The organism is Schleiferilactobacillus harbinensis DSM 16991 (assembly GCF_000425885.1).
GTDB lineage: Bacteria > Bacillota > Bacilli > Lactobacillales > Lactobacillaceae > Schleiferilactobacillus > Schleiferilactobacillus harbinensis.
Genome location: NZ_AUEH01000019.1, coordinates 1 through 14,732 on the forward strand (window position 1 = coordinate 1; position 14,732 = coordinate 14,732).

Genomic DNA, 14,732 nt, shown 5'->3' on the forward strand with positions numbered 1-14,732 from the left:
CGACGACGCTCCGATTTATCGTGATTGGTTTGGAGAAGCAGTTGTTTCGCCGTCTGATGTGATTGGGTCTCTGCCAACGGACGGTTCCGATGTCACGCTTGAAATTACATCAAATGGTGGTGAGGTCGATCCGGCGACAGAAATTTGCAATGCTTTGCGCAGCTATCAAGGAAATGTGACTGCAAAGGTGATGTCAAATGCGTACTCTGCCGCTACCATTGTCGCCACGGGCGCTGACAAAGTTCAGATGGCTCCAGGCGCCAAGATGATGATCCACCGCGCATCAAGTGATGCCAGCGGAAACTCTCATGAGATGGATGCTGCTTCTGGGATGCTGCAAACTACCGATAGCGCAATCGCAAGCCTGTATTCTGCAAAAACTGGGAAGCCTGCCGACGACTTTTTAGCATTGATGGACAAAGAAACGTGGCTGGACGCTGATCAAGCTGTCGAATTAGGACTGGCAGATGAAAAGCTAGACTTCGATACGCCAATTGTAAATGCGGTAGGCCCGATTATTTCACATCAAGCGGTTCAACGAATCAAGAATCTGAAAGATGAGAACAACAAATTACGTAGTCAACTTCCAAAGCAGAACAATCTGCTAAACAAGAAGCTGGCTATTTTTTATGGAAAAAAGGAGGTCCAATAATGGACAAGTTACAAACACTTTTTAACGATGTCAGTGCCAAGTGCGCTGATTTGAACGCTCAATTAAACGCAAAGTTGCAAGATGATAATGCCTCCGTTGACGATTTTCAAAAGATCAAGGACGACTTGACCGCTGCCAAGGCACGTCGGGACGCTATTAACGATCAGATTAAAGCACTGGAGGCCGAAAATCCGGCAGAGCCAAAAAAGCAGGCAGAAGACGACAAGAAAAAGGAGGGCACAGACCTGTCTAAGAAGCCAATTGACGCCACGAAGAAGGCGATTAACGACTACATCCATAGCCACGGCAAGGTGATTGATGCTGCAGCCGGTCACGTCACTTCGACAGAAGCAGGCGTGCTTATTCCGGAAGAGATCGTCTATGACCCTACCGCAGAAGTAAATTCGGTTGTTGATCTGTCTACATTGGTTACCAAGACCCCGGTTACCACCCCTAAGGGCACGTATCCAATCTTGAAGCGGGCGACTGATCGTTTTTCTAGTGTGGCAGAACTGGCCGAAAATCCCACGCTTGCTGAGCCTGAATTTGAACAGGTGGATTGGTCTGTACAAACATACCGTGGTGCAATTCCACTGTCTGAGGAAGCTATTGCTGATTCTAAAACAGATCTTACCGCACTCGTTGGCCAGTCTATCAACGAAAAGTCCGTCAACACTTACAATGCGATGATTGCGCCTGTATTGCAGTCATTCACAGCCAAGGCAACAACCACTGATACTCTTGTAGATAGTCTGAAGCACATCCTGAATGTTGATCTTGATCCAGCATATAGCCGTTCGCTTGTGGTTACCCAGTCCTTGTTCAATACGCTTGATACGTTGAAAGATAAGAATGGGCGTTACTTGCTTCATGATGCGTCTGATTCAATCACCGATGGTACTGCTAAGGGCTCTCTTTTGGGGGTTCCAGTATATGTTGTTGGCGACACGCTCCTTGGCTCGGCCGCGGGTGATCAGAAGGCATTTGTTGGTGATTTAAAGCGCGGTGTTCTGTTTGCAGATCGCCAGCAAGTCACTCTGGAATGGGAGGACAGCAAGATTTACGGGCGTTATCTTGGTGCCGCATTCCGGTTTGGCGTCGAAAAGGCCGATAGTAATGCCGGATATTTTGTAACGAACACAGATTCTGCATCTGGTTCAGCGTCTGGTTCAGCATCAGGTACTGGTAAGTAATACGATTATTAGTCGCCTAAGAAATAAACAATTCGCTGATAATGACGGGCGGCTATTAAGGGAGGGCTGAATATGACAGACAAGTATATTGCTGGCCAGGGAGTCACCCCGGAAGACATACAGCAATATCTTAATCTTGATTCCGATGGGGATGCTTCGGTTCTTGCTGGCATGATCAGTACCGCAGAAGAAGCAATAATTGGGGCTATTGATGACACGATTGACGTTGGTATATACAGGGAATACCCATTGTTTAACCAAGCCGTACGTGTATTGGTGGACTTCATGTATTACTCACGCGGTACCCTATCCGATCAAACCAAGGCCTATCCGCCCAGCTACGCGTACATGATCAACAGTATTCGCTGGAAGATTCAGCGTGATCAAGCGGCAAAGACTGGTGGGAATAATGGCTAATTTTAAAGCGGCCGATTTCAGCCGAACTGTTGAGCTTGGTTCTCCACAGTCACATAAAACTGGTGCCGGCATTAATATCACCAGCTTTGTTCCCGCTTATAGCCTGCATTACAAGCAGCAGAAACGGACACTCACCCAGCAGTACACACTTGTGGGAACACGCTTGGATAATTCCATCACAGTTATTGTCAGGCACGATATACGTAACGCAAGCCAACAGCAGGCAAGAATAGATGGCATCGTGTATGACATTTCAGACATTAGTCCAGACGACAGTAACGATGCTATCCGGTATGATTACCTGACCCTCACGAAGATTACCAAGGGGGCGTAGCGATGGACATGGATGTAGCACTTGATCAGTGGCTGAAACAGGTGTCTAAAGCCGCGCAGCTGAGTATTACAGACCAGGAAAAAATAACAAAAGCTGGTGCGGATGTGCTAGCTACCAAGCTCACTGAAGCCACCAAGGAAAAACATCCGGATACTAAGGGTGATGGCGGTAAGTATGGCCATCTGTCAGCCGATACTCGGAGTGCTGCTAGCGACATTGATGGTGATCACAATGGGAAATCGACCGCTGGCTTTGGTAGTAAGGCATACATTGCCGGTTTTCTTAATGATGGCACTAAAAAACTACGTGGTGACCATTTTGTAGATAATGCAAGAAATGATGCTAAAGACGCCGTATTTGCGGCTGAACAAGCTGAATACCAAGCAATTATCGCCAAGCTGAACGGTGGTGGAGATAAATGAGTGCAGTAGACGACGCTGTATCTATTCTCAGCCAAGCAAATATCTCTGGAATTGACGCAATCGAAGGCAACAACCTGCCGCAGGAGTTGGTAGATAGCACAGATAAAACAGTTGTGCTGATTACTGATGCTGCTAATGATCCAGCATCTTTCGGAAATGATGACTTTTGGGCGCTGAATCAGGAAGTAGAAGTACAGATTTGGCACTCACAATCGCTTGATTCTGATCCTGAGGCCATCGAGATCGCCGTGATGAAGGCATTTACTCATCAACATTGGCAGGTAGCGGCTGTCAGGCAACGCACGCTAGACCCTGACACACAGCAACTTTTTAACACGTTCTATTTCAGCAGGACAAAAAACATTTAAGGAGACGATTTAATGGCAACAGTAGGCTTATATCAAATCCAGTTGGCTTTGGTAGATGAATATCAAAAGCTTGTTTCTGGTACTGGGACAGGATTAGGCACAGACGGTATCTATACTGTCGATCACAAGGATTTAGGCACCAAAACGGCCAACATTACAGGCTTAGCAGGCACGATCGCTAAGATCTATGGCAACAACAACGTCCAAGACGTTACCGTTGGTACTTCAGAACCATCAGTAGCTTTGGATATTAACAACTTGGATTACCAAATCAAGCAGCAAATCAAGGGCTTTGTTAGTGATAGCAAGGGCGGTTATACCGACGAAAATTTGAAAGCTCACGTGGCATTGTTGATTACAACTCAAACCATTGACCGCTTGCATTATGTTTACTATGGATTTGGCGATGGCATCATGACTGAAACCGCAGCTAACATTCAGACTGATGCGGCAGCAGAACAACGTGTTGATGATAGCTTAACGTATACAGCTCTTTCTACTATTGCCTTTAACAATCAGCCGTACAAGATTTATAGCGATCTTGATAGCAAGTTTGATAAAGCTAACATGTACAAAGAGGTATTTGGCGGATATGTATTGCCAACGCCACCAGCTGGTGGGTCAGTTTCTGGCACAGGATCTGGCACAACACAAGGCTAGTTACATTTAGTTAGTGCTGAGAAGCCGGTTCTGATGCAATTAAGAATGAGCAGATGAGTAACTATAGAGCTCTAACGACAGAACAGCAGTCCCGGCATTAGCTGAACAGCCGGTAGTAGCCACATTGATGTGCGAGTCATCAAGCCGGCATTTTTAATACTAAAAATCAAAGGATGGTACACATATGAAAATTAAAGTAACGGCAATTAGCAATCGGGAACACAATGTAAAGACGACCAATCGGAACATGGAGAAGATGTATGACCTCCAGCTGCTCATGGCTCAGGCAGATGACATTCAAGATAAAGAACCAATTGAGATCATTAAGATGCAGCGCGATATGTTGCACCAGTCCATCGACTTCTTGACCACCGTTCTTGGGCTGAATAAGCAAGAAACGGACAAACTTGGAGATCTAGAATTCGCCGACACTATTCAGGCAGTTAATTACACATTTGAGCGGATGATGGGCATGAGTGATGAAGACATCGATTTGGCTAACAAGAAAGAGCAGGCCGCGGACAAAAGCGACAAGGATTAGCCCACCAGAACGGGTATTCCATCTGAAAAACCAGCGGGAAGACTTTTTACTAATGAAAAAGCAAGCCGTAATTTACTTTCACTGGTCGATACAAGATTTTGATGATGCCGATTATTACGAGATGTGCAATATGATGGCGGCGCGCGATGAGAAGGATCGTCCGGTTGATCCGGGCAAGATGTGGAAACAATACCAAGAGAAAGGGTGACAAAAAATGACACAACAAATTAATGCGACAATGTCCACATCAATTGCCCTGGACCTGGTCAAAGCATCTGAATCGGTTAAGAGCCTGACCAGTCTAGTTCGTTCGTCACAATCGGCATGGAAGGCCCAAGAAGCCGAAATGAAGTCTGCTGGTGATGCCGCTGGTGCGGCCCAAGCCAAATATGAAGGACTGGGCAAATCTATTGAGGGTCAGCAAGCCAAGATTGACGCTCTAAAAGCTAAGCAAAGCGAACTCAAGGGTAATACTAGTGAAACAGCTCAACAGTTTTTAAAGTATCAGCAACAAATTGATGGTGCCACTAAGCAACTGGCCAGCATGCAAGCCCAGCAAGAGCGAGCCAAGGCAGCAATGGACTATCAAAAGTCTGGATTAGCCGGCTTACAGCAAGAGTACACAGCGGCTGCACGGGCAAATCAAGCCTATGTGACTCGCTTAGAGGCTGAAGGCAATCAGCAAGAAGCTAATAAGGCCAAAATGGAAGGCTATAAGTCCTCCATTACCAATCTGAATGAGCAACTGTCTAAACAGTCTGCTGAGCTGGACAAGATTGCCAGCGCTAGTGGCAAAGATTCTGATGCATGGCGAACACAGAAGACGCGTGTTGACGAGACAGCAACCAGTTTAGCAAAAGCTAAGTCTTCTATGACCGGCCTGCAAACTGAAATGGACAAGGCTAATCCGTCTATTTTCAGCAGAGTTAAGGAAGCCATAGTAGGGACAAACAAGCAAGCCGAAAAGACGCCGAGCTTACTTCACAAAATTGTTGAGGGTGGCTTACTCACCAATGCCATTACGAGCGGCTGGCAACGGCTAAGCTCAGGCATTACTGACACGGTAAAGTCTGGGCTAGAACTTAACGAGGCCGGAGAAAAGTTAAATATGACGTGGGAGAACATGGGCAAGTCGGCCAATGATATCCATATTCTTTCCAGGCAGATGTCATATTTACGCAGTGAGACTGGTGCAACCGGTGGCGAAATTAACAACATGCAAACCACCGTTGATACCATGACGCATGGTGTCACAGATAAAACTATCGTCATTAGTGCTGGTATTGCCAGCATTGCCACGGCTTCGCACAAAGGCGGAGACGGCATGGATTCCTTGTCTAAAGCGATGACACGTGTCGTTGCTTCAGGCAAGTTAACAACAACAAACCTCGCCAAGCTTGAAAAGCAGGCGCCTACATTAGGCGCACAATTAGCCAAAGCTGCCGGAGTCAGTCAGGATTCATTTGCCAAAATGGTTGCTGACGGTAAATTCAAGTCTGACGACTTCATGAACTTGGTTTATAAAGTTGGGGCAACGAGCAAGAGCACATTTGACCAATTTGGGAAAACTAGCGAAGGTGCCATTGCGCAACTGTCAGGTGGTTGGACATCAATCAAGGCTAAGATGGCAGCACCATTGCTTGATGTTAAGAATAGTGGCATGCAATCACTTGCTGGGATTTTGACATCATCTGTCGTTCAAAGCGCTGCTACTGCACTAGGTAAGGGACTGGCAGCTATTGCTAATTGGGCCAAGAATGTTCTGGACTATGTTTCGGTGCACAAAAAAGATGTTACCGATATTGGTAGTAGCTTGTGGAGCATCGCAAAAACTTTTGGATTAGCTATCTGGAAAACAATCTCATCTACCATAACTGGACTGGCCAAAGGATTTAATTCTTTAACTGGAAACTCACAAAAGTCTGCAAACCCACTGCATCAGGTAGCAGCAGCACTAAGCAATATCGCCAAGAACAAGAGTGGCATTCAGACAACAGCTAAGGTAATGCTGGCGATGTGGGCAGCAATGAAAATTGGCAAGGCGGCAATTTCCGGAATCAGTGCAGCCGCAGATCTTTATGCCAAGCGTGCCGACATCATGGCTGTTTCTCAGAAAGCATTAAATCTAGTAGTCAAAGCCTCACCATGGATTGCGCTTGCCACAGTCATCATCGCTGTGGGCGTGGCATTGGTTAATTTGTACAAGCACAACGCAAAGTTTAAAGCCTTCGTCGATGGCATTGTAAAATCTGTTCAGAACATGGCCAAAGGAATCGCAAAGTGGTTCGGTCAGTTGCCACAATTTTTCAACAACGCTATAAAGTCAGTCGTTAAGGGCTGGAATGGTTTTCTAAAGACCGTTAATGGTTGGGGCAAATCAATTGCATCTGTTTGGAATAAGATTTGGACGCCAATCGCAAAAGGCATGTCTGCTGTTTGGGCAGGCGTGGTCAAGGTCACTAAGGTCGGTCTGAATGTGCTCAAGATGGCGATTGTAATTCCAATTGCCCTAATCGTTGGTTTAGCCATCAAGGCATGGCAGAAAATTGAAAAGCCCTTCATGGCAGTGTGGAATGGCATTGCTAAATTCATTAAGCCTATCTTGAATGGCATCGGCAAGTTCATCACCAGTACATCCAAAACAGTGTCTAATGTGTGGAACAAATATTGGCAGGCCCTTGCCAAGTTCTACTCTGGCATTTGGAACACGATTGTTAAGGTTGGCTCGGCGGCTTTTAATGCGGTCCATAAGGGAATTAGTTCGTTCCTGTCAGCTGTCAATAAGGTGTGGACCGATTCATGGAACGCCATCTCTAAATTCTTCAGCAGCATTTGGAATGGTATGGTCAAGTTCTTTACGCCGATCATCAATGGCATTTCAAGCACAATAAGCAATGTGGTTAATGCCATCAAGAAGACGTGGAACACCGTGTGGGGTGCCATTTCTAAATTCTTTGGTGACACATGGAATGGCATGGTCAAGTTCTATTCACCAATCATTCACGGTATTTCAAGCACAATTGGTAGTGTCATTAACACAATCAAAAAGGTGTGGAAAGACGTTTGGGGTGATGTAGGATCATTCTTCGGCGGCATCTGGGACGGCATCAAAAAGGCAGCGGAAAGCGGCATCAACTTTGTGGTCAGAGTTATTCGTACTGGCTTGTCGGCAGTCAATGACGTTCTTGGATTCTTCGGGGTTAAAAAAGTTGGCTTACCACACTATGTACACTTTGCCCAAGGCGGTAAAGTCGGCGAGAATGGTACGCAATTGGCTATGGTCAATGATGACGGTAGCGAGCATTACAAAGAGCTGATTCACAAGAAGCGCACCGGTCAATGGCTTTATGCTGAAAAGCGTAATGCTATTCTTCCTCTTGAAAATGGCGACCATATTTACAATGGCAAAGAAAGTAAAGCCATTGCAGATATGTATGGCATTCCCGGCTTTGCACAAGGCGGCATCATCGGCAGTTTGTGGGATGGTGTGAAGAATGCATCATCTTGGGTCGCTGATAAGGCTGGCGATGTTGGTAAATGGATTGGCGATAAAGCAACTGCAATCACTGACTGGATTGCACATCCGATTAAGCACGTTACAGCACTGATTGAGAAGTCAATCAGCGGATTAATTAACTCAGCGCCAGTTAAAGCGTTTGGACAGCTCGGCGAGGGCATTTTCAAACATGCTTATAACGGCATTGCTCGCTGGATCAAGAAACATCTGGAAACTGTTCAAAAGTCAATGGAATCAAGCAGCGTTGCTGGCCAGCCAAAGCAAGCCCAAGCATGGTTACCTGTTGTTGAGCGGCTAATGAGGCAAATGGGCGCTAATCCGCCAAATGGTATTGCAAGCGAAGCCGCTGCGTTCGTGCGTGAAATTGCACGTGAATCAGGTGGCAATGCTTCAATTCGCCAGACAGTTTGGGATAAAAACATGGCTAATGGTGATCCAGCCGAAGGGTTGTTACAGTTCATTCCTAGCACGTTCATGACTTTCGCTGTACCCGGTCACACCAATATTTTGAACGGTGAAGACCAGATCATGGCGACCATTAATGCTTATATGCATAACGGGCAATGGGGCAACATTGGTACTGGCCGACAGATCAACTTCTTAGCCAATGGTGGATTAGTTAATCAGCCACTTTCAGCCATTATCGGAGAAGATGGCCCTGAAACAGTATTGCCGCTAGGCGCAGCTAAAGCAAGCCGTGCTTGGCAGCTGCTGGGGCAAGCGGTGAGCAACATCAATCAGAATTTGGGCGCTTCATCAACCAACAATGGCCAATTAGACAGCGATATCAGCGACAAACTAGACACACTCATCAGTTTGTTCGCGATTGTTGCCCAGAATAGCCAGAGTGATAACACGCCAGGGATTAGCAGCAACAGATTTGCTGATCAATTAGCCAAGATGTTAGCACCGAAAATGCAGCAGCAGCTAACTAATCAGAAATTAAGAGGAGGTGTAATTATTTGACAGCCATTGGCGGTATCACATGGAATGGGCAAAACAGCGCCGACCTAGGCCTAGCAATTACCTACGACAGCAGTCAGCTGGCTGGTGGGCTATTCTCATCGACGCTCACACAGATTGGCGGCCAGTCAGCGGCAGTTATCCAGGCCAACAACCGGTTTGATAACGTGTCCCAAGTGTTCAATTTAACGACCTATCGTCCAGTTCAGCAGTCTGATATTGCTCCGCTTCATCGAGCGGTTGAAGACTGGTTGTTTTCAGGCATCGATTTAAGCCGGTATCAAAGACTGGCGTTTGACGGTTACCCAGATTATTACTGGCGAGCCGTGCCAAGTGCCCTGACGCCGTTTGCGATTAACAAGGGGGTAATCACATTCTCGGTGACATTTAGCTGTTTGCCTTATGCCTATGAAACGGGAAGCGATAAATACCAACCAGTCAGCACCGGATCAGTAATTAACAACCCACGGCTGTATAGTGCGTTGCCACTATGGCATGTTAAGGGCACTGGCAATGGCAGCTTCGTGCTGAATGGCGTCACGTACAACTTCCTGGGGCTCAATGGCGACCTGTATGTTGATTCAGACACTGAAGAAGTTTACGACGCGGCTAACAACTATCAGCCTGGCATGGTACAGTTCGACAACTATGCGTTTCCAGTTCTCGCTACTGGCAAGAACACGTTTGGAACGATTACAAACATTACATTAGAGGTGATGCCAAGATGGCGGACAATGCTGTAAGATTTCCGCTGATTTTTGAACATAGCTCAGATGACCAATCCACCCTTGGAATGGGGTACGTGGAGCACGTGATCAGCTGCCAAGTGGAATCGGTGTATGATCAATTTCCGCAAATGACACTGATTTGTGAATACACGCAGTTTAACGCCGACCGCTTGCTGAAAGATAGGACTTTAATGGCCGATGTGGGCGATGGCTGGAACAAGCAGATGTTCCGCATCAATTCGGTCGAAAGTGATTGGTCAGACAATCAGCGCGAAATGACGATTATTGCTACTCATGTGGCGAGCGATTTGTCTGGTAACGTGCTGACCGCCGATGTAAGCACGGCCAATGCTAGTCCTAGCCAAGTATGGTCAATGGTAGCGTCAAATTTAGCCGAGCCAACTGATGTAACGGTCAACAGCAGCATTACCGATGTGGCCATCGTGAATTGGAATGCCACTCAAATTGACCAGCTGAGCAGCATTCTCTTCGGTCGAGACGCTAAAAGCCCAACCTTTACGTCTCTTTATGATGCCGAGTGGTGGTTTGATAATTACCAATGGACGTTCGAGCATCACGTCGGGCGAGATACAGGAATTGTTATCAAGTATGGCCAGCACCTGAAGTCACTGCAGAACCAAGACACAATCGCTGGTGTATATACTGCTGTTCGGCCAATAAGCAAATATACGCCCGGCCAGACGGCTGGAACCGGTGATGACAGTAATGTCATTGCATTAGACGGTACAGCACTGATTCAGTACGCTGGCACTGGCGGTCTACCAGTCTATGACACACCATTCAAGGGTCAAATAGCAACAGGCAAGACACTGACCAATGGTTCACGATTTAAGATTTTTAGCTATGCCAAAAATGGTACAGTCAATGACCACACTTGGTATAACCTGGGCGGTAAGCAGTGGGTAGACGGCAACTATCTCAGCTTTGACAAAGGACAAACAGGACAGTTCCCCAGCACCGTGGGTAACAAGGCCACAGGCAAGGGCACGATTGCAGCTGGTCTGGCTGACAAACCAGGGGTAATTTCTAAATATGATGGTGTAATTACAGTCAATTACGTAGGCCCCGGCAAGGTAGCCATTTGGAATAGTCCATGGGTTAGCCGTCATGTGACGGGCAGTTATATGGCTAATGGGTCAGCGTGGAATGCTTATGGCAAAGCCACCGACGAATCAGGCCAGACTTGGTACAATCTGGGCGGTAATCAATGGGTCAGTGCTCAATATGTCGCGCTGGACAAAGCTAAAGACTATGCCTACCAAAAAGTACGTGGGATCGGCACAGCCAAGGTCGATAAAGGCAAGATTGCGTTGTGGAACCGGCCCAGCTTTAACGGCTCGATTGTCCGCATGATTAGTTCCGGCACTCGCTGGCAAATTTACGGTGAAGCATCTGGCGAAAACAACAACACATGGTATGACCTTGGTCGCAGCCAATGGATCGATGGTCAATACATGGATTTTTCGGCTGCCAACGCTGTAGAACCAAAGCCAGTAGGTGGCGACAGCAGCAGTAGTGACACGAGTAGCGACACATCCGACACAGTATGGAGTTACAATTCTCCGGGCGTGTGGAATACTCGTGTTAAGCAGTACACCACAGGCAATCAGGTCACGATTTATGGACAAGGTAGTGGCGGCGGTGCCACTTGGTACAACATCGGCCATAACGAATGGATTCAGGCGGATTATCTGACGTTTGGCAATAACACCGATGTTGATCCAAGTGGGTCCGCTGATGACATGACTGCCGAAGCCACCGAAGTCACGGTAACCCTGCCAGAAAAATACATTGCCGTACCGATGCCAAATGGTCAGCAGTATGAGCATCAGCGCATCGTCAATTTCGACGCAAGCCAGTACGGTATTACCACGGTGGACGATTTGCGATCCATTACACAGGCGTATATCCGGGACAATAACATTGGCAAACCACAAATCACGCTGACCATCGATTATGATGAGCTGCAAGGGCATTACAGCAATCTGGCAAGCGTCCGGCTGTATGACACAGTGACGGTATTTCTGCCTGAAATTGGATTAAACATCAAGGCCGAAGTCACTAATGTTATTTATGACACACTCTTGCAGCAGAACACCCAGGTGACCATTGGTAATCGTCCGCTAACAACGACAGATGATCTGGCGGCATGGGTCAAGAAGGCGGAAGACAAGGCTAGCACGGCGGCTCAGAAAAACAGTAAAGCCATGGATGACATGGACTTGGCTTGGAAAAGAGCGATCGACACGACCAATGCAGCGTTTAAGGCCGGTGATGCCAAGACTGCTGAGCAGCAGACAGAATGGGAAAACCAATTCAAGGAGACTATCGATCAAGACATCAACAGTTTCAAAGATTATGTTGGTGGGCAAGTCCAAAGCGCCAATGAATTAGCCAGCATCGTGCACTACAACAACAACGACGTCACTTTTTACAACGGCAGCGGCACACAAGTTGGTAGCCTAGGCGCTGGCGGTCTGGTTTATACCGACCCTAGCACGGGCAAGACGACTTCTGTTGTTGATGCTAATGGCAACATCGGAGCTAATTACATTGTCGGCAATTCGATCACGGGTACTGTGATTCACGGCGCAGAAATTGACGGCGGCACGATAGACGGAGTTGATTTTATTAGGAGCAAAAGTGGAGGCAGTTACGCTGTGATGTCTTATGCCAATGGATTTTCTATTAGCAATGGGTCAGGGACCAGCGCCCTAGGACCGACCTCATTAACAATTCAAGGAGAATCACTGCAGCTGATTGATGTCAAGAACTTACACTATTTACTACAAAAGAATGGGATGGATCATGGATAACACGATGAGTTATGCAACGCGTACGCTGGCTAATCACATGGCTGGCATGGCGGCACAGATTGGCATTCTTCAGCAGAAAGTAGACGAGTTGAGCCAAGCCAACCAGATTCTGAAGGACCAGCTCAAGCAGAAAGAAGGTAATGTGAATGACGCTGCCAAACCTGACACTGACAATGGACAAGCGAACGAACAGCCAGCAGACGCTGCACCTGCGGCAAAGTGAGCGTGGTCTGAGTTTAACTGCTCAGCTGCTTGACTATGATGGTACGCCTTATGATTTGACTGGTATGCTGGTCAGATTCAAGGATGCTAAAGCCGGCGGGAAATCGGTATCTGATGACAATGTGACCGTTTCGACTGACCCGAAAACAGGTGTCATCACGTATCCAATTCACAGCCAAGTGTTTGCCGCAAACGGGATCGGCTGGTTTGAAATTTACAGCGATGCCGTGACGTTGATTGACAGCACACAGAACATCAAAATTGTGGTTGAAAAGGATATTCCTGCCGCAATCGATAACAGCGACTACATCAGCGGATTGTCTGGCCTTAAGGCTCAGCTGCAAGGCATCATCAATAGTGCCCAGCAGACACTAGATAATGCAGTTTCAGGCGCCAACACCGCTGCTAGTAATGCAAATCAAGCAGCGCAAGCAGCACAAGCATTGGCTAACGACATTCCTAATAATCCTAAGTATCGTGGGCCACAAGGAATTAAAGGCGACAAAGGGGACAAAGGCGACAAGGGTGATACTGGTGATACTGGCCCGGTTGGACCCGTTGGCCCTGTTGGCCCTGTTGGACCGGCTGGGAAAGACGGCAAAGACGGTACAGGCATACAAATCAAGGGTTCTGCTGATTCTGTCGATAAGCTGCCGACCACAGGTTACACAGCCGGAGACACCTATCTAGTAGCCGGCCACCTTTATATTTGGAAAGGCAATAGCTGGGCCGATGCTGGCGAATTACAAGGGCCGCAAGGAATTAAAGGCAATGATGGCGATACTGGTGCACAAGGACCTGTTGGTGCACAAGGCCCGCAAGGCCCCGCTGGTCCAAAAGGAGACAAAGGCGACACTGGCCCACAAGGAATTAAAGGTGATACTGGTCCAACTGGCCCACAGGGTCCACAAGGTCTGCAAGGACTAACTGGTCCAACTGGCCCAGCTGGCAAGGATGGCACGACACCAGATTTAACGCCATATCTCAAGACCGCTGACGCCGACAAAAAATACCAGACTGCGACGCAGGTGCAAGCAGTCGTGGATGCCAAGATTGTGTCTGTGGCTGATGATGCGACAGCCACCAGAAGCTCAGCTACAAATACTACTGCCCTCTATCTTGTTACGGAGGCGAGCTAAATAATGCCAATTTATTATGGTGGTAAAAAAGTCAAGTCGCTGTATTTTGGTGGCAAGAAGATTGCTAGTGCTTGGTATGGCGGAAAATGTGTGTACCAGGCATTAACGTTTTTACCCAACCCAACACAAGTGTGGCAGTGGCAGGCGCCAAGCGCTGTGCAATCGGTAGCTGTAGACAGCCAATTTAATGTTTATGCTAGCGATTACAGTAATAACGTTACCAAGCTGGACAGCACAGGCAAGCAAGTGTGGCAGTGGCAGGCGCCGGACATTGTGCGATCGGTCGCAGTAGACAGCGAATTTAATGTTTATTCCGGTGATTGGAGTAATTATGTTACCAAGCTAGACAGCACCGGTAAGCAACTGTGGCAGTGGACGGAACCGGCCGGTGTGGGCTCGGTGGCTGTAGATAACCAGTTAAACGTTTACGTTGGTGGTTATGGGCCTACCATTGTCACCAAGCTGGACAGCACAGGCAAGCAAGTGTGGCAGTGGCAGGCGCCAAGCGGTGTGCAATCGGTAGCTGTAGACAGCAAATTCAACGTTTATGCAGGTGATAGCAATTTCCATAGCAGCGGTGCCTGTGTTACCAAGCTGGACAGCAATGGCAATCAATTGTGGCAGTGGCAGTCCTCGGGCTCTGTGTTATCGGTCGCAGTAGACAGCAAATTTAATGTTTACGCTGGTGATGGCGATGGCGGCGTTACCAAGCTGGACAGCACAGGCAAGCAAGTGTGGC

The 14,732-nt window shown here is 47.6% G+C and carries 15 protein-coding genes; all 15 read left to right on the forward strand.

Features of this window, described 5'->3' with window-relative positions; genetic code table 11:
* A partial coding sequence (locus H627_RS0107175; RefSeq protein ID WP_027828403.1) for a head maturation protease, ClpP-related occupies positions 1-652 on the forward strand: 652 nt, incomplete at its 5' end.
* Positions 652-1,845, forward strand: a complete 1,194-nt coding sequence (locus H627_RS0107180; RefSeq protein WP_027828404.1) for a phage major capsid protein — start codon at positions 652-654, stop codon at positions 1,843-1,845. The genes H627_RS0107175 and H627_RS0107180, both read left to right, overlap by 1 nt.
* A gap of 72 nt (positions 1,846-1,917) precedes the next feature.
* Positions 1,918-2,262 (forward strand): head-tail connector protein, encoded by a 345-nt coding sequence (locus H627_RS0107185; RefSeq protein ID WP_027828405.1) that lies wholly within the window; start codon positions 1,918-1,920, stop codon positions 2,260-2,262.
* On the forward strand, positions 2,255-2,596 hold the full coding sequence (locus tag H627_RS0107190; RefSeq protein ID WP_027828406.1) for a phage head closure protein: 342 nt from the start codon (positions 2,255-2,257) through the stop codon (positions 2,594-2,596). Before H627_RS0107185 ends, H627_RS0107190 begins: the two co-directional genes overlap by 8 nt.
* 2 nt (positions 2,597-2,598) lie before the next feature.
* A complete protein-coding gene (locus H627_RS0107195) occupies positions 2,599-3,018 on the forward strand; it encodes an HK97 gp10 family phage protein (protein ID WP_027828407.1) in 420 nt (139 codons plus the stop codon).
* Positions 3,015-3,386 (forward strand): DUF806 family protein, encoded by a 372-nt coding sequence (locus tag H627_RS0107200; protein WP_027828408.1) that lies wholly within the window; start codon positions 3,015-3,017, stop codon positions 3,384-3,386. The genes H627_RS0107195 and H627_RS0107200 overlap by 4 nt, the downstream gene beginning before the upstream one ends.
* A gap of 12 nt (positions 3,387-3,398) precedes the next feature.
* Positions 3,399-4,046, forward strand: coding sequence for a phage tail protein (locus H627_RS0107205; protein WP_027828409.1), 648 nt, complete (start codon positions 3,399-3,401; stop codon positions 4,044-4,046).
* A gap of 184 nt (positions 4,047-4,230) precedes the next feature.
* The gene (locus H627_RS0107210) at positions 4,231-4,587 is read left to right on the forward strand and encodes a phage tail tube assembly chaperone (RefSeq protein WP_027828410.1); all 357 of its coding nucleotides are present in this window, start codon (positions 4,231-4,233) and stop codon (positions 4,585-4,587) included.
* A gap of 52 nt (positions 4,588-4,639) precedes the next feature.
* Positions 4,640-4,795, forward strand: coding sequence for a hypothetical protein (locus H627_RS20630; RefSeq protein WP_226999150.1), 156 nt, complete (start codon positions 4,640-4,642; stop codon positions 4,793-4,795).
* A gap of 6 nt (positions 4,796-4,801) precedes the next feature.
* The gene (locus H627_RS19675) at positions 4,802-9,070 is read left to right on the forward strand and encodes a tape measure protein (protein ID WP_226999151.1); all 4,269 of its coding nucleotides are present in this window, start codon (positions 4,802-4,804) and stop codon (positions 9,068-9,070) included.
* Positions 9,067-9,810 (forward strand): hypothetical protein, encoded by a 744-nt coding sequence (locus tag H627_RS0107225; protein WP_027828412.1) that lies wholly within the window; start codon positions 9,067-9,069, stop codon positions 9,808-9,810. The genes H627_RS19675 and H627_RS0107225 overlap by 4 nt, the downstream gene beginning before the upstream one ends.
* The gene (locus H627_RS0107230) at positions 9,792-12,632 is read left to right on the forward strand and encodes a phage tail spike protein (protein WP_027828413.1); all 2,841 of its coding nucleotides are present in this window, start codon (positions 9,792-9,794) and stop codon (positions 12,630-12,632) included. The genes H627_RS0107225 and H627_RS0107230 overlap by 19 nt, the downstream gene beginning before the upstream one ends.
* Entirely contained in the window at positions 12,625-12,855 is a 231-nt protein-coding gene (locus tag H627_RS20040; RefSeq protein WP_152319443.1) for a hypothetical protein, read from the forward strand. Before H627_RS0107230 ends, H627_RS20040 begins: the two co-directional genes overlap by 8 nt.
* Complete coding sequence (locus H627_RS20805) at positions 12,779-13,993, forward strand: BppU family phage baseplate upper protein (protein ID WP_051225257.1); 1,215 nt, start codon at positions 12,779-12,781, stop codon at positions 13,991-13,993. Before H627_RS20040 ends, H627_RS20805 begins: the two co-directional genes overlap by 77 nt.
* A gap of 3 nt (positions 13,994-13,996) precedes the next feature.
* Positions 13,997-14,732 (forward strand): outer membrane protein assembly factor BamB family protein (locus H627_RS20900; RefSeq protein WP_211225689.1); only part of this gene is annotated, 736 nt, incomplete at its 3' end.

Excerpts from the sequence above, each read along its gene's own strand:
- H627_RS20040 (WP_152319443.1), top strand. The coding sequence starts at position 12,625 with ATGGATAACACGATGAGTTATGCAACGCGTACGCTGGCTAATCACATG.
- H627_RS0107210 (WP_027828410.1), top strand. The coding sequence starts at position 4,231 with ATGAAAATTAAAGTAACGGCAATTAGCAATCGGGAACACAATGTAAAG.
- H627_RS0107195 (WP_027828407.1), top strand. The coding sequence starts at position 2,599 with ATGGACATGGATGTAGCACTTGATCAGTGGCTGAAACAGGTGTCTAAA.
- H627_RS19675 (WP_226999151.1), top strand. The coding sequence starts at position 4,802 with ATGACACAACAAATTAATGCGACAATGTCCACATCAATTGCCCTGGAC.
- H627_RS0107230 (WP_027828413.1), top strand. The coding sequence starts at position 9,792 with ATGGCGGACAATGCTGTAAGATTTCCGCTGATTTTTGAACATAGCTCA.
- H627_RS0107200 (WP_027828408.1), top strand. The coding sequence starts at position 3,015 with ATGAGTGCAGTAGACGACGCTGTATCTATTCTCAGCCAAGCAAATATC.
- H627_RS0107185 (WP_027828405.1), top strand. The coding sequence starts at position 1,918 with ATGACAGACAAGTATATTGCTGGCCAGGGAGTCACCCCGGAAGACATA.
- H627_RS0107190 (WP_027828406.1), top strand. The coding sequence starts at position 2,255 with ATGGCTAATTTTAAAGCGGCCGATTTCAGCCGAACTGTTGAGCTTGGT.
- H627_RS20630 (WP_226999150.1), top strand. The coding sequence starts at position 4,640 with ATGAAAAAGCAAGCCGTAATTTACTTTCACTGGTCGATACAAGATTTT.
- H627_RS0107180 (WP_027828404.1), top strand. The coding sequence starts at position 652 with ATGGACAAGTTACAAACACTTTTTAACGATGTCAGTGCCAAGTGCGCT.
- H627_RS0107205 (WP_027828409.1), top strand. The coding sequence starts at position 3,399 with ATGGCAACAGTAGGCTTATATCAAATCCAGTTGGCTTTGGTAGATGAA.
- H627_RS20805 (WP_051225257.1), top strand. The coding sequence starts at position 12,779 with ATGACGCTGCCAAACCTGACACTGACAATGGACAAGCGAACGAACAGC.